Annotated in this window: 16 protein-coding genes; 6 read left to right on the top strand and 10 right to left on the bottom strand. The window is 44.3% G+C overall.

The window, feature by feature from the left end; all coding sequences use genetic code 11:
- Positions 1–45: 45 nt before the first annotated feature.
- Together AB4482_RS09720 and AB4482_RS09715 are read right to left on the bottom strand one after the other, a co-directional pair.
- A complete protein-coding gene (locus tag AB4482_RS09720) occupies positions 46–1383 on the bottom strand; it encodes an MATE family efflux transporter (protein WP_372180856.1) in 1338 nt (445 codons plus the stop codon).
- Positions 1384–1592: 209 nt separating this feature from the next.
- Complete coding sequence (locus AB4482_RS09715; RefSeq protein ID WP_136982302.1) at positions 1593–2462, bottom strand: GyrI-like domain-containing protein; 870 nt, start codon at positions 2460–2462, stop codon at positions 1593–1595.
- A gap of 115 nt (positions 2463–2577) precedes the next feature.
- On the opposite strand from AB4482_RS09715, the gene AB4482_RS09710 reads away from it, so the two are divergent.
- From AB4482_RS09710 to AB4482_RS09695, 4 genes are all read left to right on the top strand, one after another.
- Positions 2578–3726 (top strand): PLP-dependent aminotransferase family protein, encoded by a 1149-nt coding sequence (locus AB4482_RS09710; RefSeq protein ID WP_372115558.1) that lies wholly within the window; start codon positions 2578–2580, stop codon positions 3724–3726.
- Between the two features lie 262 nt (positions 3727–3988).
- Positions 3989–4978, top strand: coding sequence for a rhodanese-related sulfurtransferase (locus AB4482_RS09705; RefSeq protein ID WP_017065056.1), 990 nt, complete (start codon positions 3989–3991; stop codon positions 4976–4978).
- Between the two features lie 201 nt (positions 4979–5179).
- A complete protein-coding gene (locus AB4482_RS09700) occupies positions 5180–5437 on the top strand; it encodes a YdcH family protein (protein ID WP_009846137.1) in 258 nt (85 codons plus the stop codon).
- Positions 5438–5533: 96 nt separating this feature from the next.
- Entirely contained in the window at positions 5534–6058 is a 525-nt protein-coding gene (locus tag AB4482_RS09695) for a GNAT family N-acetyltransferase (RefSeq protein ID WP_372131374.1), read from the top strand.
- On the opposite strand, the gene manA is transcribed toward AB4482_RS09695, so the two are convergent.
- From manA to AB4482_RS09665, 6 genes are all read right to left on the bottom strand, one after another.
- Positions 6055–7260 (bottom strand): mannose-6-phosphate isomerase, class I, encoded by a 1206-nt coding sequence (manA, locus tag AB4482_RS09690; RefSeq protein ID WP_371721724.1) that lies wholly within the window; start codon positions 7258–7260, stop codon positions 6055–6057. The genes AB4482_RS09695 and manA overlap by 4 nt on opposite strands.
- Before the next feature lie 291 nt (positions 7261–7551).
- Positions 7552–8892 (bottom strand): MFS transporter, encoded by a 1341-nt coding sequence (locus AB4482_RS09685; RefSeq protein WP_372131372.1) that lies wholly within the window; start codon positions 8890–8892, stop codon positions 7552–7554.
- 8 nt (positions 8893–8900) lie between these two features.
- Positions 8901–10397 (bottom strand): signal transduction histidine-protein kinase/phosphatase UhpB, encoded by a 1497-nt coding sequence (uhpB, locus tag AB4482_RS09680; protein ID WP_372180853.1) that lies wholly within the window; start codon positions 10395–10397, stop codon positions 8901–8903.
- On the bottom strand, positions 10397–11005 hold the full coding sequence (gene uhpA, locus AB4482_RS09675; RefSeq protein WP_372131370.1) for a transcriptional regulator UhpA: 609 nt from the start codon (positions 11003–11005) through the stop codon (positions 10397–10399). Before uhpA ends, uhpB begins: the two co-directional genes overlap by 1 nt.
- 147 nt (positions 11006–11152) lie before the next feature.
- Positions 11153–12547 carry a hexose-6-phosphate:phosphate antiporter gene (gene uhpT / locus AB4482_RS09670; protein ID WP_017061544.1) on the bottom strand — a complete coding sequence of 465 codons (1395 nt, stop codon included), beginning with the start codon at positions 12545–12547 and terminating at the stop codon, positions 11153–11155.
- Between the two features lie 406 nt (positions 12548–12953).
- Positions 12954–13292, bottom strand: a complete 339-nt coding sequence (locus AB4482_RS09665; protein WP_017061543.1) for a DUF1840 domain-containing protein — start codon at positions 13290–13292, stop codon at positions 12954–12956.
- A gap of 315 nt (positions 13293–13607) precedes the next feature.
- Here AB4482_RS09665 and AB4482_RS09660 point away from each other — a divergent pair, with 315 nt between their 5' ends.
- Positions 13608–14798 carry a GGDEF domain-containing protein gene (locus AB4482_RS09660; RefSeq protein WP_102321386.1) on the top strand — a complete coding sequence of 397 codons (1191 nt, stop codon included), beginning with the start codon at positions 13608–13610 and terminating at the stop codon, positions 14796–14798.
- Between the two features lie 25 nt (positions 14799–14823).
- Here AB4482_RS09660 and AB4482_RS09655 read toward each other — a convergent pair whose 3' ends face one another.
- The gene (locus AB4482_RS09655; protein WP_017061541.1) at positions 14824–15108 is read right to left on the bottom strand and encodes a hypothetical protein; all 285 of its coding nucleotides are present in this window, start codon (positions 15106–15108) and stop codon (positions 14824–14826) included.
- A gap of 157 nt (positions 15109–15265) precedes the next feature.
- Between AB4482_RS09655 and AB4482_RS09650 the strand changes: the two genes are divergently transcribed.
- Positions 15266–16138 carry a pirin family protein gene (locus AB4482_RS09650; RefSeq protein ID WP_017069674.1) on the top strand — a complete coding sequence of 291 codons (873 nt, stop codon included), beginning with the start codon at positions 15266–15268 and terminating at the stop codon, positions 16136–16138.
- A 211-nt stretch (positions 16139–16349) separates the two neighbouring features.
- Here the strand turns inward: AB4482_RS09650 and AB4482_RS09645 are convergent, their stop codons facing one another.
- On the bottom strand, positions 16350–16631 hold the full coding sequence (locus AB4482_RS09645) for a pyrimidine/purine nucleoside phosphorylase (protein WP_017057600.1): 282 nt from the start codon (positions 16629–16631) through the stop codon (positions 16350–16352).
- Positions 16632–16695 lie beyond the last annotated feature (64 nt).

The following is a 16695-nucleotide window of genomic DNA, read 5'->3' as shown; positions in this document are numbered from 1 at the left end:
TTTCATAAAATATTAATAATGTATTAAAGATGGCAATTAGACAGCTTAGTTAATGGCACCCTGTACTGCATCTTTGACTGGGTAACACTTCTGCTTAACTTGTGCGATGAACGGATACAGGAACGCAATACGCCCAAGATAGAACAGAGTAAACGCAAGCCACAAACCATGATTGCCCCAAATATCGATGGTGAATGCCTGTACCGCTAAGAATACCAACAAAGTCACGATGCTTGAGTCTCTAACCGGACGCGTGGTTCCCGTTCCGGTAAAGATGCCGTAAACCGTTAAGCCAAAGCCAGCCACTAGCGGGAATACAATCAGCCACGGAGCCATCTCTTGATACAAGGCAACCAGCGCTGGAATATCGGTAAACAAGAAAACAATCACGTCTTTAAACATCAAGGTCAACAACGTTAACGCAGCAATGAAACCTGCCGTCCATTGAAAATTGAGTCTTAATACACGATCCAACATCGAAGCATTTTTCTGACCAACCGCTTTACCCGCAAACACACTTGATGCATTAGCAATGCCATCAAACATGTAACTAACAATAAAGGTCACCTGCATCAGAATCGCGTTAGCGGCCAGAACATCAGTACCCAGTTTGGAACCAGTACGCGCCATCATATTGAAAAATACCAAGATACAGATCGTGCGTAACAGTAGGTCAGTATTTGATGAGATGATTGTCGAAAGGTCTTTCTTGGTCATCTTCGAGCCTTGCAGGAACTCAGAGATCGAGATGTTGCTGGTCTTCATCACCAGCGTCATACCAATCACAAAGGTGGTGATTTGTGCAATCAAACTTGCGTATGCCACACCGGCGACACCCAAGTCGAAATAAAGTACAAACACCGCATCCAATACAATATTCAACACGTTACCAAACACTTGTGTGTAAAGAACTTCTTTGGCTTTCGCCTGCCCCATTAACCAACCAATAATGGTGTAGTTGAGCAGTACAAAAGGTGCACCATAAATCAAAATACTGAAGTAGATGTGCGCGTGCTCGGCTACATTGGCTTCAGGCTCTATCACCCACATTGCGCCTTGCCAGATGAGTGGTTGTATCAAGATAAAGATCAAACCCACTAAACCAGACAGCACAAACGGACGCATCAAGCTACCCGCCAAATCAGTGCGGTTTCCCTTACCCAGTGCCATCGCACTTTGGCCCGTGGTACTGACACGGAAAAAACCAAACAACCAATACATGGTGTTCATAATGATGGTGCCGATCGCTACGCCACCAATCAATTCAGCAATACCAAGTTGGCCAATAACAGCGGTATCCACAGCACCTAACAGAGGTTGTGTCACCGTTGAGATGATGAAAGGGAAAGCGATTTTCAGATAATCTTTGTGGGTAATGGTCATATTCTATCGGGTGATATTAAGAACTATTTGCAATTAGAACGAAATGCTATCGTTTAATCCGTACGTTGTCATCATTTACTTAGAGTAGATTATCAACAAAGCATCTTTATCTTAGGCCAACTGCATAAAATCGTTAGCTGCTATTGGTTGTGCTAATTTGTCTCAACAAAAGATCAAAGTCTGGTTCAACAAAACAGCACAACCATCGATTAGTAAAAGCTCACGGGAAGGTAAAAATCGAGTTCGAATATTTCATCACTATTAAGAAAGTGATTCTGATGATAATGCACATACGCGGGAGTCGAGCGCTGTTTGAAACCAGATGTGGGTAGCCACTTTTCTAACACCATACTGATCTGTGGTAGCAGCTCACCATAGCGGCCATTCAGTCGAAACACCGCATGCAAGCCTCCTGGGATCACCATCTGGTTCACGATACTGCGATACTTAATCGGTTCATCAATCGCGATACACGCGACATAACGACACTGATCCATCTCAACCCAAGCAGGGTTTGAGTGATGCAAACCAAATTGACTTGAAAAATCACGCTGTTCCGAATTCGCCCACGCTTTCAATATCAACCACGCATTGCGAATAGAGCGGTTATATCCCGTATGTCGAACATAGGCCGCCATCCGTTCAGGCACTTCAATAATCTTAGGTTCAGGTAACACTCGCTGCGCAACATTCAAATAGCCCGCCGCCACTTCGGGATCTTTTAAATAGGGTTTTTCTGCTACTTGTAAATCATGCTTACGCCATTCTCCGGGCGACATATTAAAGGTCGCTTTAAATGCTCGACTAAACGAAGACACCGAGCTAAAGCCACATTTATGGGCGATCTCGACCACTGACGAGCTGGTATCAAACATCAATTGGTTGGCTGCATACTCCATTCGAGTGCGTCGGATATATTGATGCAACGACTCCCCGACCACGCTTTTAAAGGTGCGATGAAAGTGCTGTTCTGAATAGGCCGCTATCTCAGATAACTCTTTGGCAGACAAAGGCTGACTGATGTCTTGGTGAATATGGAACAGGACATCATTGATTCGCGATATGTGTTGACGTGACATCGTTTAAATAGCATAAATGGACATGTTTAAGAGCATAAACGGACACGCTAGTTTTTACAATTGCCGTGTAATATCAAGCGATAGAATAAAAACGATAAACGACGAGACACAACACATGGAAATCGCACAGTCATTACAACAGATTCAATCTTCATACATTCGGGAGATCCTCGCAGCCGCAAGTGATCCAAATGTCATCTCATTGGCCGGTGGTTTACCGGACGAGAAAACATTCCCTATCGATTTAATGAAGCCAACGCTAGAAAACCTAGCGAACATGCCTGAAGTTTTCCAATACGGTTCTACTGCCGGTTACGGCCCGTTGCTTGACCACCTAACACAAAGCTACCAATTGCCAGAATCACACACGGCAATGATTTGTACTGGCTCTCAGCAAGGTTTGGATTTGATTGCGCGTGCGTATGTCGACCCAGGTGATGTGGTTGTGATGGAAGCGCCAAGCTACTTAGGTGCGATGCAGGTGTTTGGCCTAGTTCAAGCAAACATTGCGACCGTGTCTCAAACTGAATTTGGCCCGAACCTAGATGAACTGGAAACGTGCTTTGCACAGCAATCACCGAAGATGTTCTATGCCGTGCCTGATTTCCACAACCCAACCGGCGTGTGCTGGGCAACAGAAACTCGTCAAAAAGTCGCTGAGCTGTGTATCAAATACAACGTGGCATTCATTGAAGATGCACCATATCGTGAGCTGCGTTTCACAGGTACGGAACTGCCATTGGTTTCTTCGTTCTGCCCTGATAACTCTATCGTTCTTCGTTCATTCTCTAAGATTGCATCGCCAGGTCTACGTATTGGCGCGGTAACAGGTAAACGCAGCTACCTTGAACCACTGATCAAAGTGAAGCAAGGCGCTGACTTACACTCAAGTGTACCCATGCAAGCACTGCTTGTTGGTCTTCTAAAACATGAAGACTTTGGCGTACACATGGAGAACATTCGCACCCTGTACAAGTCTCGTTATGAAGTGCTGTTCTCAGAGCTAGAGAAACAACTGCCTGCAGATTGCGTGTTAAAAGCCGTCGATGGCGGGATGTTCATTTGGGTTGAGATCCCAGAGTGCGACACCTTCGAATTGGCTAAAACTCTATTATCGAATGGTGTGGCGGTTGTACCAAGCCCAGTATTTTATCCAAAGGCTGATGAAGCAAAAGCTGCACTGCGCTTAAACTTCACTAACGCTAAACCAGAAGAGCTGACTGAAGCGGTGAAACGCTTAGCGGAAGTACTTAACCAAGCGTAATCGCTGATTAAGTAAGACAGATTCAACACCAAGCCCTGCTGTATTTGTACAGCAGGGCTTTTTCGTTCCTCAAACCATAAATCCACAATAAAAAAGGCGTTATATAGCCCTACGTTTGGTTGGTTTTTGTCCCGCACCGCCTTGGTTATACTGCGCCTGATTTTAATAAGCCAACAAGACAGAACTAAGTTGAAATACTCAGTTCTGATCAAAACAGGCAACCGCTCTGGATTTACGTTCCAGCTCGCAGAAAGGAAAAACCATGTCTCAATATGTTGTATGTGCTCTGTATAAATTCGTAGCACTTGATGATTACCAAGAAATTCGCCAGCCACTAACCGACGTGTTAGAAGCCAACCAAATCCGCGGTACTTTGTTACTTGCGAGTGAAGGCATCAACGGTACCGTTGCAGGTAAGCGCGAATCTATCGACGCCCTTCTTCAATGGTTCAAACAAGATTCTCGCTTGGCTGATGTTGTTTACAAAGAGTCGTTCAACGAAGAACAACCATTCAACCGCACCAAGGTTAAGCTTAAGAAAGAGATCGTAACCATGGGCGTTGAGGGCATCGACCCACGCCACGTTGTCGGCACTTACGTGAAACCAAACGAATGGAACGCATTGATCTCTGATCCTGATGTGATTCTGGTTGATACTCGTAACGACTACGAAGTGGACATCGGCACCTTCAAAAATGCTGTAAACCCAAACACAGAAACCTTCCGTGAATTCCCTCAATACGTTGAAGACAACCTTGATCCTAAGAAGCACAAGAAAGTTGCGATGTTCTGTACTGGCGGTATTCGTTGCGAAAAATCAACAGCCTACATGAAAGAGCAAGGCTTTGATGAGGTTTATCACCTTGAAGGCGGCATTCTTAAGTACCTAGAAGAGGTACCTGAAGAAGAGAGTATGTGGGAAGGCGACTGCTACGTATTTGATGGTCGAGTTGCAGTAAACCACCAGCTAGAAAAGAGCGGTTACGATGTGTGTAACGCGTGTCGCCTGCCAATCACTGACGAAGACAAAGCCTCTAAACACTTCGAGAAAGGCGTAAGCTGCCCTAAGTGTATTGATAAGCACAGCGACGAGCAGAAAGCCCGTTTCCGTGAACGTGAAAAGCAAGTTCAACTGTCGAATGCTCGTGGCGAAACCCACGTAGGCGGCGAAGCTGCTCACCTTATCGAGCAACGCAAAAAAGAGAAGCTTGCACACAAAGAGCAGCAACGCTCTGGTAAGAAAGCAAAGTAAACTTTCTGCTTTAAACTCTTATAGTTCTAAACATATAACTATAAATAGTTAGCTATATACATACAAAAGGGCGCAAGTTCGAGGATAATCCTACGAGTTTACGCCCTTTTTTGATCGCTTTACGGCTTTGTGTTTTGAACCACATTTCTTTCGAAAAATTACTTCTATACTGTTAATAATTCGACTAGAGAGGAAGTGCCAATGCTCAATGAAAACCATGCCTTTATCTTAGATTTCCCAGATCTTAAATTAGACATTGTTCAGCTCAACCACGACGACGAAAAATTCAAAGCAGACATGCAGAAATACCACCAACTCGACTACGACATCCGTCAGCTAGAAATCTCTGGCAGCCCTATCGATGACGACAGCATGCACAACCTCAAAGTAGAACGCATGGAGCTAAAAGACTCGCTACACAAACAGCTCACGCGCCATCACGCGCTTAAGATCGTATAGAAAAATCAATCCAAGACTTTATTCTTAGCCATGCATCACGCATGGCTTTTTGGTTTCATCACTTCGCAAATCTAAGCTAATTCGGCTTCTTCAATTATGTTACTGTTTGCTTATTCAAAGGCGTTTGATAAGGAAGCGGTAAAAGTGGCAATGAAAGAAGAGAACATACAACTCCAACTCGCTTCAAATTCTGAATTCGATGAACTGTTTGCGTGTGTTAAACAAGGTATCTTCATACACGTAGATAGCGTTTTCGGCTGGGATGACGACTTTCAACGTCAACGACTTTTAAACGAATACCATCCATCTTGGTTTCATTGGGTATATCGCGAAAATAAAAGAGTGGGGCTCGCCTGCTTTAAACCTTATGACAACGCATACCATATTCATTTGCTGATCATTTTCCCCCAGTACCAAGGTCGTTCGCTTGGCAAGCAAGTCATGACTCTCATACATAAAAAAACTATGGCAGAGCAACTTAGTCAAGTCACTCTATCGAGTTTTAAAAGTAATGCTCGTGCTATTAACTTTTATCAATCGCTTGGCTATCACGTTGTTGATGAAGGAGATGATGATTTTGTGGGGATGGAGCTCAATCTATACCACAAACACCATCTCTAATTAAACGCCCTAGCCACTCGCCCATTGCTGCTCAGTACATAATGACCAATATAAGCTGGGATAAATACCGATTGCCCTTTGGTGAGTGTTAGGTGTTCACCTTTCTGACTCATTAACGTTAAATCATCATCTATCGCCATTAAAATTTCAGCACCGCTTGTGATGACTTCTTCTTGCTTTGGGCGATGAAAAATATTGAAATCAAAGTCACTGACTGGGATATCATAGCGATCACATTGACCTAACTTTGAAGGTGCTAACAACAAGCGTTCGAACGGGATTGGTGTAAACTCTGTGCAGGCAACCAACTCAGCGACATCAATGTGTTTTGGCGTTAAGCCAGCTCGCAGCACATTGTCTGAATTGGCCATAATCTCGAGCCCAGTCCCCTTGATGTATGCGTGCGGAGTGTTTGCATTCAAATACATCGCTTCACCCGGCCGTAGTGTGATCAAGTTCAGCAGCAGAACGCAAAACAAACCGATATCATTCGGGTACTGGTGGCTAAGCTCAGTAACCAAAGCAAACTCAGATTGACCTTGGTGAGCGGCTGCGTAAGCCAGAAGTTGCTCTAATGCTCGGTGTTTACGTTGGTCGTCCAGAGTTAATAAATCACGGAAAAACGCCTCTAAACCTAGAGAATCAAGGTGGTTGCCAAACTCTTCAACTAAACCAGCCAGCTCGCTCGAATTCAACTTTCTGAACAACCCTAATATTTCATCGAATTCTCGAAAGCCATTCATTGCTTGATATTCAGTGATCGCGTAAACCAATTCAGGTTTGTGGTTAGAGTCTTTGTAATTACGATGTCCTGCAGTCAGAGGGATTCCTGCTTGCTCCTCTCTTGCAAAGCCAACCTCTGCTTGGCGCTTGTTTGGGTGAACCTGAACAGACAACGCTTTTTCTGCTGCCAAGATCTTAAACAAGAACGGCAGCTCACCAAACTCCTGCGCAATATCGCTTGATAGATAGGCCGGTTTATTCTTGTTAATCAGCTCAGAGAGAGGCACCAAGTGCTGGTCAAGCTTAACCATTGAGCAACCTTTTGGATGCGCTCCCATCCAAACTTCCGCTTGCGGCTCTTGTGACTCATTCTGAAAGCCAAACAGTTCACGTATCGAAGAAATGCTCCCCCATGCATAATTTTGGATGGTGTTTTCCATTGGGAAAAATGAGTGTTCTGAGAGGTGGCTGAGTGACATGGCGTTTTCCGTAGTGAGCCCTTTGAACACAATTCAGAGAGCTGATTTCTAATAACGTAAATAATTAGAAAGACTACAGAGCTCGGCTAGAACCCACATGAGATGAGGTCTTAGACGCAATAGGAAAAATTCTTAGAAACAGGTGAGACCGATGAAAAGCGTGAAAATAGTCACATTTGAATATCACGAGTAGAAAGCGCTGAGAATAAGATAGCGGCTTGTATCGCACTGATTACAGCAGCGATACAAGCATCTGAATACAAACACTAGTGACTATCTTGTTATCGTTCCTTAAAAACCAGAGCGAGCTTCTGCACTTTTCTGAGGTGATTGAGCTTGTAGGAAAGGCAGTAGCAGCAAGCCAATAACGGCCGCACAAGTCGAGATGGTAATGAAGAACCCACTCCAGCCATAAGTTTCTAGAACGAGCGCTAATGGGTAACCAGAAAGTGCTGCACCCATGTAAGCAAACAAGCCCACAAAGCCTGTCGCCGCCCCAGCAGAGTCTTTGTGCGAACATTCTGCCGCCGCCATGCCAATAAGCATTTGAGGACCAAAAACAAAAAAACCGACACAAAACAGCCCAGCCGCTTGAAACACAAAGTTGGTTAAAGGCATAAGCCATAAAGCCGATACCGAGAGGAAGATACCAATCGCAAACAGGATGTTCATCGGGCCACGGTTGCCACCAAACAGTCTATCCGATCCCCATCCAGCAACAAGTGAACCAACGAAGCCGCCAATCTCAAACAGAGACAAAGCAGCATTTGCGTTGATCAAACTGTAATGATGTTCTTCGGTGAGATATAAATTACCCCAATCGTTGACGGCCGTTCTGACGATGTAAACCAGCACATAGCTAAAGGCGAGCAACCAAATGTACTTGTTACTGAACACGTAAGTTTTTAAGATCTCTCGATAGCTTAACCCTTGCCCATGGTTCTCTTGCGCCAACTCTAGATGATCATTGCGCCACTTCCCTACCGTCGGAAGTCCCATGGTGGTCGGCTTATCACGTAAGCGCCAGCAAACGATAAGACCGATAAATACACCTATCACACCCGGCCAGATAAACCCAGCTCGCCAACTGAATTGCAGCGTTAGATAACCCACGAGAATAGGAATTAGCGCCCCACCAACGTTATGGGCTGTATTCCAGATTGCCCAACGGAATCCTCTTTCGGAGCGAGAATACCAAGTCGTCAATAACTTGGAACACGATGGCCAGCCCCAACCTTGGAACCATGCATTGAGCACCCAAAGCAAGATAAAAGCCGCCAAAGAACTAGAAAAGCCAAACGCTATATTGATCAAGCCTGTCGCGATTAAGCCAAGCCCCATGAAGTAGCGCGGGTTTGAGCGATCCGATATCGTGCCTGAAATAAATTTCGATAAACCATAAGAAAGATAAAAGAGCGTGCCAATTAAGCCAATATCTCCTTTGTCCAAACCAAGATCGGTGATCATTGCGGGCGCGGCATAATTAAAGGTTTTACGAGTGAAGTAAAAACCCGCATAGCCGACATACATTCCTATCATGATGTGGAGACGCCAGTAGCGATAACTCTGGTTGACTTCATCATCTGTTAGAGCATGAGTATTTGACGTAGCTGAGCGCAGAAATCCAAACATATTCGTTCTCACACTTTAGGTAATGTAACGCTGATATTGGTACCCGAAGATGAGCCATTAGCGTTAATGGTCATCTTGCCGCCGAGCGCCTGAACACGCTCTTGCATACCGCGAACCCCCATTCCTTTGAGAAGATCTTGCGCTGTAAAACCAACGCCATTATCTGATATCTGAAGATAAGCCTGATCATCTAAAATCAGTTCAATTTTAATCTCGCTCGCTTGAGCATATTTATGGGCGTTATTTAATGACTCTTGACAGAGTCGGAAGAGAGTGACCTTGAGCGTGTCACTCAAACATGAATAATCACCTTGCCAATTTAACTGGATATCAACGCCATGGTCCGAAAACTCCATCTCCCGAATAAGCTGTTCCACGGAATCTTTTAGATCAAGATCGTCCAACATTTTAGGTCTTATTTTTGTAAGTAGACGTTTGGTGGTGTCATAAACATTCAAAGACAATGACTCAATCGTACCTGCACAGCGAACACTCATCTTAGCGGCATCGACGCGTTTAATAATGCTTGCCTGTGTACGGATTGCCGTAATGTTTTGGCCTATTTCATCATGCAGCTCACGAGCTATATCACGACGAACCGACTCTTCAGCGGTCACTAGCTGGCGTGAAAGATTTTGATTCCTGGAAAGTTCACTTCGCAATTTCGAGTTGAGATCTTTCTGCTTTTGAACCGCTAAACCAAGCAATATACCAGTGATGGTTTGAGCAGATAGAGACAAGAGCAAATCGGTAATTTCGAGTTTGGACGTTCCACTATGAGCAGCAATCAGCGCGACACTATTTAGCATTGTTGCAAGCAGAGCGCCTTGCCATCCGTAACGAACGGCGAGCAAGATAATAGGGATCGCCATACAGAACGGGGCAAAGCGCCTTAGCTCATCAGGCAAACTGGTTTGTATCAAAATACTGGCGACCAACAACACGCTATATAAAGCAATATGACGGATTTTGAACTCAACAACATTGTTGATTAAATAAGAGCTCAGTGGCGCCCACTTATTTTGGAATAGATAGTTCCAGACCAGATAACACATCGGCACCAGCATCAGTCCACCCGTGATACTCGCTAACCACACCATGTAAACGGCTGGTACATGAGAGCCCACCACGGCAACATTAATAAATGCTGTGACCATGATTAAGCTCGCCATCACTAACAAGTGACGATTTTGGTCACCAGAATAATAACGCTTGGCAATTAGAGTGGCAGGAATACTCAACCCACTGGCGATGAGTATCGTCAGCCATTGAGGTTCATCAAGTAGCAGAGCTAAAGCAATCGCAAGCCCCCACTCTGCAATATAGATAGCGGGCCAATAGTGAGTGCGAGTGTGCAGCGTCATTCCCAATCGAAGTGAGAATGGGAAAAGCAGAATGGCTAACTCAGGGTCATTAATAAAATAGAAGGCAATAACCCATAAACAAAACCATGCACAGCCAGCCATAAAAACCCCACATAGTGAAGTGGCTAGATAGGAGCGCATTAGTACTGATCTTGAGTGAACAATTTAGCTAACTCAACGTTGTTCTTAACATTGAGTTTGTCCATCGCATTGGCACGGTGTACATGCACCGTTTTATGACTAACCCCTAGCTCAACGGCGATAGATTTCACATCGAGCCCTGTTGCCAATAACTGACACACTTCGCTTTCTCGGCGGGTGAGTTGGTTTAAAGAGGCTTTATTCTTCATTGGTGTCGCAAGCTTTATAGCGATATCGGGCGTGAGATAACAGCCACCATTTGCGCTCGTATGTACGGCTTGGATTAACTCATCTGGGCTACAGCGCTTACTGAGGTAGCCTTTAGCTCCTAACTCTAATGACTTCTCAACCATCGCCGGAGAGTCATGTACGCTCAGCATGATACTGGCAATGCCTGATGGAATCTCTTCCAATAAGCACAGGCCACTTTCGTCTTGCATTGAGATATCTAAGATCACGACATCAGGGTGACAACTTGGCAATCCTAGGCGCGCTTCTGCCGCAGAGTTGAATTCCCCCACGACCGTAATATCAGCTTCAAGACTGAGTAATTGAGCAAAGCCAGATCGAACAATGACGTGGTCATCAACAAGCGCAACATTAATCATGATATTAACCAAAATTAAGAGTAAGAAAGAAAAATAGCCCCAACAGGAGCTATCTAAAATTAAGTTTATTAATAGAGATGATACTGAATCGAACTAACGATTGGTATGATCTCACGTGCTTTAAACCAATAAAGCACGTGAGACTCGCTACGCGTTTTGAGACGCTAAGTGTATTTTCTTAGCGTGGCGAATCTTCTTCTCTTCCGCAACCGCAACGAATAGCAGTAACACGATACAAATGGCAGCTGACGTATCAAGCGCTGCGAACGTGCCTTTCCAACCCGTTAAGCCAAAAATAGGTGTGCCGTCTGCAATCATACCTAGGCCAAGTTTGGCAAAGCTGTCACCAATTAAGTAAGCAAATGTACCTTTCACGCCATCCGCAACGCTGATTGCTTTCTTAGGCACGAAACCTACTGCAGCAACACCAATCAGCAACTGAGGACCAAATACTAGGAAACCAAGCACAAACAGTGATGCTAGGTACATGAACTCACTGGTTGCATGCTGGTAGAACTCTAGCGAAACGATAATCAGGCCAAGCGATACACAAGCAACCAAAGCACGGCGTCCGTTCGCAAGGTCTGACAGATAACCCCACATTAACGTACCGACCAGTGCACCAACCTCAAACAGAGTGAAGCCTGAAATCGCGGTTTCTTTTGATAGACCTAGCTCTTGATACGCATAAACGGTAGACCATTGATCGATACCGATACGAACAATGTATAAGAAGATATTCGCGAAGCAGAGCAACCAGATCACTTTGTTTTTCAGGATGTATTCAACAAAGATCTCTTTCTTAGTCATTTGATTTTCTTCAGCAGCCGTATCTTCTTCGCTGACTTCTTCATCAAACAACTCTTCAACCGTACCTAGACCATAGGCTTCTGGAGAGTCATTACCAAAGCGCATACCAATAAAGCCAACCACAATCGCAATGATTGATGGGAACACGAACATACCGATCACGTTGCCATCAAAAAGGTAGTTAGCACCGAACAGAGCAACACCAGCGGCACCTGCGCCACCCACGTTGTGCGACATATTCCAAAGGCCTAAATAAGAACCACGCTTGTTACGAGGCGTCCATTTAGTGATGGTCGAGTAGCTTGAAGGACCGCCGGTACTTTGGAAGAAACCACTCAACGCATAGAAGGCAACCATCAAGAATAAGCTAGCACTGCCACCGCCCATACTGAAGCTGAAGCCCAACATAGCGATACCAGAAAGGACAAGCATGAATGGCAGGAACTGCTTGGTGTTTTTACCATCGGCATAATAGGAAACGACGGTTTTACCGATACCGTAAGTGATAGAGAAACCCAGACCGATAAGACCTAGATCCGTCATCGATAATCCATAAGTAGAAATCATGTCGTTTTGCGCGACATTGAAGTTCTTACGGATCAAATACATGGTTAGATAACCAATGAACACGACGAGGTAAGATTGTAGGAATGGTTTAAACCACATTTTTCTTCTAGTTTCGACCGGAAGATCCAGCGTCGGTTTTCGAACCTGATCTAGGAACTTTAACATTGTGAACTCTCTTATTTTTTGTGAGGTCTGCACGGCATAATTGCGGCCATACATTGTTTGTTAGTTGACCGTGAAATAATAAGGAGTCTAAAAATCGACCGCATGAGAGAGGGTCTTAGAATAACTAGGAAAAATTCTTAGTTCAGAATTGGGAGTCAAGAAAGCGTGAACAGCATCACTTTGTTTACGGTCTGTTATGGATTGATATTACGATAACAAAAGTCACTCATTTCAGGGCTGACGAACCTTGTAAATAAACAGAAACGAGTGGATTACTTCACTAAAAAAACACCAGTATCGGTTCATCACCATAAAACTCCATGGTCATGGTGTGTCCGATACTGGTTCAGCATTCATTCTGATTAAAATAGATTCAATAGGCTTGTTACGTTTCGCGTGAATCGTACTACAGTCGCTTGCCGCTACCGTCTTCCCACATTACTTCACATTCATCTTTGATGGCAGCTTTTAATAATTCAACCAGTGGGAACGCTCGACTACCGATATTAACAGGCGCTTCAACCACCTCTTCTTCATTGTCGTCATCAGTATTTTCATGCTCTACGGACTTGCTCTGCTCTGCTGCAATAGCAGCACGTAGATTATCCAGAGCTTGAGGAACCTCTGAAGCATCCATAGCACCTGGGATGGAGCCGCTATGCCCAAGCATCTTGATGAACTGGAGGCCGACTTCACCAAACATCGTGACACTAGCATGAGCTTTACAACTAAAGGTAATTAACATAATGAGCCTTTCTTAATTTTGGTCGTTTACAAACTATGTGGAGTAACTCTCTGGAAAGCAAGTAGATAAACATCAAACAACGGTTACAAGTTTGATGCTTAAATCTAATCTTCTAGAGATGACCAGCACCATCGGTGATATACATCACTATTTGGAATTGATTGAACAGCCTTTCATATGAAACCTTGATAGTAGTCACACTAAATAGACATCTAAGCCTCTGCATAGCTTGTTATTTAATCTACTATTACCACCATTATCAAAAACTTTGGCACAGATCACATGAAAAGGCTCGTCGGCAGGCACCTAGAAGAAATGGCGGACATACGATCCACCCGCAAGCAAAAAATTGTCCACTCCTTTTCACTGACTGCCGCTGCGTTATTCATTTTCTATACTTGGGCTTACTTCGAAGGCGAGCATTACACGCTGTCAATATTCGAATTGTGCTTCGCCATCATTGCCATTTCTAACGCTTTATATGTAAGAAAAGTCATCAATCCTGAGTATTCCGAATTGATTCTGAGTGGTGTTCTTCTAGTTCAGGGCGTCATCCTATTCTTGTACAGTCACGCCATCCCAGATCGCATCCTCTGGCTCTACCCAATTCTGGCCGCGGTCATTTTCATTAATGATTTTAGAATTGGCATAATCTTCAGCACCTCGTTTTGCCTGTTCATCAGCACCTTGATTACAGCAATGCCCAACAATTTTTCTTTACCATTTAACAGCACACACAGATTTTTCCTTAGCTTATTTACCATGAGCTTGGTGTGCCACACATCCGCCTATTACTACACAAAAGCCGTCAGTTATATTCAACGCCTGTATAAAGAAGGCATTGAAGATCTCGCTTACAGAGATCAGTTAACCGGCTTGGCAAACCGTTGGAGCTTTGAACGCTGGGCGACAGAAAAACTAGCCACCGTGGATAGTGAGCGATCACTTACGGCATTGGTCTTTTTGGATATAGATGACTTTAAAGGCATTAACGACAGCTACGGGCACGATGTGGGAGACAGTGTCTTACAGCATTTTGCCAATCGCTTGAGCAACAACATTCGAACCAGAGACAGAAAAAGCCATGAATACGATTATTCCATCGCGCGCTTTGCTGGAGACGAGTTTGTTCTGATGCTCTACGATGTGCCAACTCGTAAAGATCTAGACGGCATTCTAGATAGGATCTGCGGGCTGTTCGAAAGCGGCTGCCAAACAAACGAGAGAATCAAGGAATTGACGTTAAGTGTTGGGGTTGCTTTGTATCCGCAAGATGCCCAAGAATTACATGAGCTGACGAGATGTGCTGATAAAGCGATGTATGTTGCCAAGCATTCAGGAAAAAACCGATATGCTTATTATCACGACAACCCAGTATCGACCCTGATAGAAGAACTACCAACGAGCCTTGTTAGCTCAGCACCGGATTCATCTGAACTTGAAGATTGCTTTGAAGCGAAGATCGAAGGGAACAATGTTACGCTATTAAAAACGCGCCAACGCTAGCCATTCCTATAACGGAGCGGCGCTGCTAACCTGCAAGGTACATAAGCCAAAGACTCACTAACCCGATCATAATAATCCATATGACTTGACGTGTTCGGTTTGGGTTATTTCCTTTAGGTCGCCTCACCACGGTTTTAAAAGCGGCTTGCTTAGCTGACTGAATAAACGGCGCTTCTATCTCACGTTTTTTCACGCGGCGTTTAACTGCGCTGTTTGCAACCTCTGTAAAGCGCTGGCTTTGCTCCGTTGTAAAGTCGTTATCAAAACCTATCCGACCATGCCTTTCGCCATGTTTTTGCTGAACTGCCATAGCGGCCTCCTTGGCGATATACTCTCTATTGAGTATAGACATAATTTCATATTGTTACCTGTTCAAGATTTTCGAATAAGTCACTCAACGCTGTGCCATCTTCTTTTTAAATCAAATTACATAAACTACAGCTATTCAAGTTTATGAGGGTTTCAAAATGACGAATGTAAGAGCAGTAGATCATGTGATTACAGCACATGCCACCTCAGATGGTGATGGCGTCAAAATCCAACGACTCGCAGGTTTTAATAACGCACGTTTCTCTCCATTTTTAATGATTGATGAACTGAAGTCGGATGAAAGCAAAGACTATGTTGGCGGCTTTCCTCCACATCCTCACCGTGGGATAGAAACGCTCACTTACATGCTCCAAGGTCACTTCCAACACAAAGACCATATGGGGAATGTTGGAGAGCTACGCAGCGGTGGCGCTCAATGGATGGCCGCAGGCCGTGGTGTCATTCACAGCGAAATGCCAATGATGGAAGAAGGTGCGCTGCATGGTTTTCAGATTTGGATAAACCAACCTGCGACACACAAAATGCAGCCAGCTCAGTATCACGATTTCCAAAGTGAAAGCATCGCGGAGCATCAAAGTGAACAAAGTGGTTTGTTAAGAGTGATTGCCGGAGGGTTTGAACTGCACAACCAAACTGACAAGGATTCAGAGGCTTTACGAGCGCAGGGTCCATTACAGAAAACAGGTGTGCCATTAAGCGTTGCGGATTGGCGCTCTCATTCTGGGCAAAAAGTCACGTTAGGGACTAATGTTAATCACAATGCCATGACTTATGTGTACCGAGGCAGTATTAAGATCGGCGACAAAGTCATCAACCAAAGTCAACTTGCCCTGCTCACCAAAGCTGAATTGTTGTCTTTAGAAAGCCTAGAAGATTCAGGTGTACTGATTTTTTCTGGTCAGCCGATTAATGAGCCGGTTGTGCATTATGGCCCGTTTGTCATGAACTCGATGGAAGAGATTGAACAGACAATTCAAGACTACAACAACGGTGTGTTTGAGACTTACTGATGTCTTGGCTTTGAGCTTTGAGCTTTGAGCTTTGAAGATTGAAGAGATTTTGTAACGAACAACGATTTGGTCATCCATTTGATGACTACAAAAACAAGTGACACTATCCACTGCCGGTTACTATCACTTATTTAACCACGCTCCTAGAGCGTGGTTTTTTTCTATTCAATCAGAGACAAACGATGCCCTGATTGAACAAATTTAGATCTGATTACAAATACTCACATAGGTAAGCTGTCGCTTCTTTTACCTGTAGGTCGAATGAAGAGTCACCCGCAACGTCAAAAGACTCACCAGATTGGTATGTCGTCCAATCATCATCGCCAACACGCTTTACAATCAAAGCACCTTTAACAACGGTCATCTTTTCTGGAGCCGCAGTACCAAAAGTGTACTCACCAGCCGCCATTACACCAACACTCACATCAGCACCAGACTGGTTAAACGCTAACGACTTAACGCCACCTTCAAAGTATGTGTTTTCTTTAATCATTGTACTTCCTTGTTATCTTCAAATTGCAATTATTGAGCTCACCGAGTAAGCCTATGCGTAAATT

The sequence above is a fragment of the Vibrio sp. 10N.222.55.C7 genome, assembly GCF_041473335.1.
GTDB classification, from domain to species: Bacteria; Pseudomonadota; Gammaproteobacteria; order Enterobacterales; family Vibrionaceae; genus Vibrio; species Vibrio crassostreae_C.
The sequence above is the reverse complement of the archived record's forward strand: the minus strand, read 5'-3'. Positions and strand labels throughout refer to the sequence as shown.

Excerpts from the sequence above, each read along its gene's own strand:
- AB4482_RS09720 (WP_372180856.1), bottom strand. The coding sequence starts at position 1,383 with ATGACCATTACCCACAAAGATTATCTGAAAATCGCTTTCCCTTTCATC.
- AB4482_RS09715 (WP_136982302.1), bottom strand. The coding sequence starts at position 2,462 with ATGTCACGTCAACACATATCGCGAATCAATGATGTCCTGTTCCATATT.
- AB4482_RS09710 (WP_372115558.1), top strand. The coding sequence starts at position 2,578 with ATGGAAATCGCACAGTCATTACAACAGATTCAATCTTCATACATTCGG.
- AB4482_RS09705 (WP_017065056.1), top strand. The coding sequence starts at position 3,989 with ATGTCTCAATATGTTGTATGTGCTCTGTATAAATTCGTAGCACTTGAT.
- AB4482_RS09700 (WP_009846137.1), top strand. The coding sequence starts at position 5,180 with ATGCTCAATGAAAACCATGCCTTTATCTTAGATTTCCCAGATCTTAAA.
- AB4482_RS09695 (WP_372131374.1), top strand. The coding sequence starts at position 5,534 with ATGTTACTGTTTGCTTATTCAAAGGCGTTTGATAAGGAAGCGGTAAAA.
- manA (WP_371721724.1), bottom strand. The coding sequence starts at position 7,260 with ATGTCACTCAGCCACCTCTCAGAACACTCATTTTTCCCAATGGAAAAC.
- AB4482_RS09685 (WP_372131372.1), bottom strand. The coding sequence starts at position 8,892 with ATGTTTGGATTTCTGCGCTCAGCTACGTCAAATACTCATGCTCTAACA.
- uhpB (WP_372180853.1), bottom strand. The coding sequence starts at position 10,397 with ATGCGCTCCTATCTAGCCACTTCACTATGTGGGGTTTTTATGGCTGGC.
- uhpA (WP_372131370.1), bottom strand. The coding sequence starts at position 11,005 with ATGATTAATGTTGCGCTTGTTGATGACCACGTCATTGTTCGATCTGGC.
- uhpT (WP_017061544.1), bottom strand. The coding sequence starts at position 12,547 with ATGTTAAAGTTCCTAGATCAGGTTCGAAAACCGACGCTGGATCTTCCG.
- AB4482_RS09665 (WP_017061543.1), bottom strand. The coding sequence starts at position 13,292 with ATGTTAATTACCTTTAGTTGTAAAGCTCATGCTAGTGTCACGATGTTT.
- AB4482_RS09660 (WP_102321386.1), top strand. The coding sequence starts at position 13,608 with ATGGCGGACATACGATCCACCCGCAAGCAAAAAATTGTCCACTCCTTT.
- AB4482_RS09655 (WP_017061541.1), bottom strand. The coding sequence starts at position 15,108 with ATGGCAGTTCAGCAAAAACATGGCGAAAGGCATGGTCGGATAGGTTTT.
- AB4482_RS09650 (WP_017069674.1), top strand. The coding sequence starts at position 15,266 with ATGACGAATGTAAGAGCAGTAGATCATGTGATTACAGCACATGCCACC.
- AB4482_RS09645 (WP_017057600.1), bottom strand. The coding sequence starts at position 16,631 with ATGATTAAAGAAAACACATACTTTGAAGGTGGCGTTAAGTCGTTAGCG.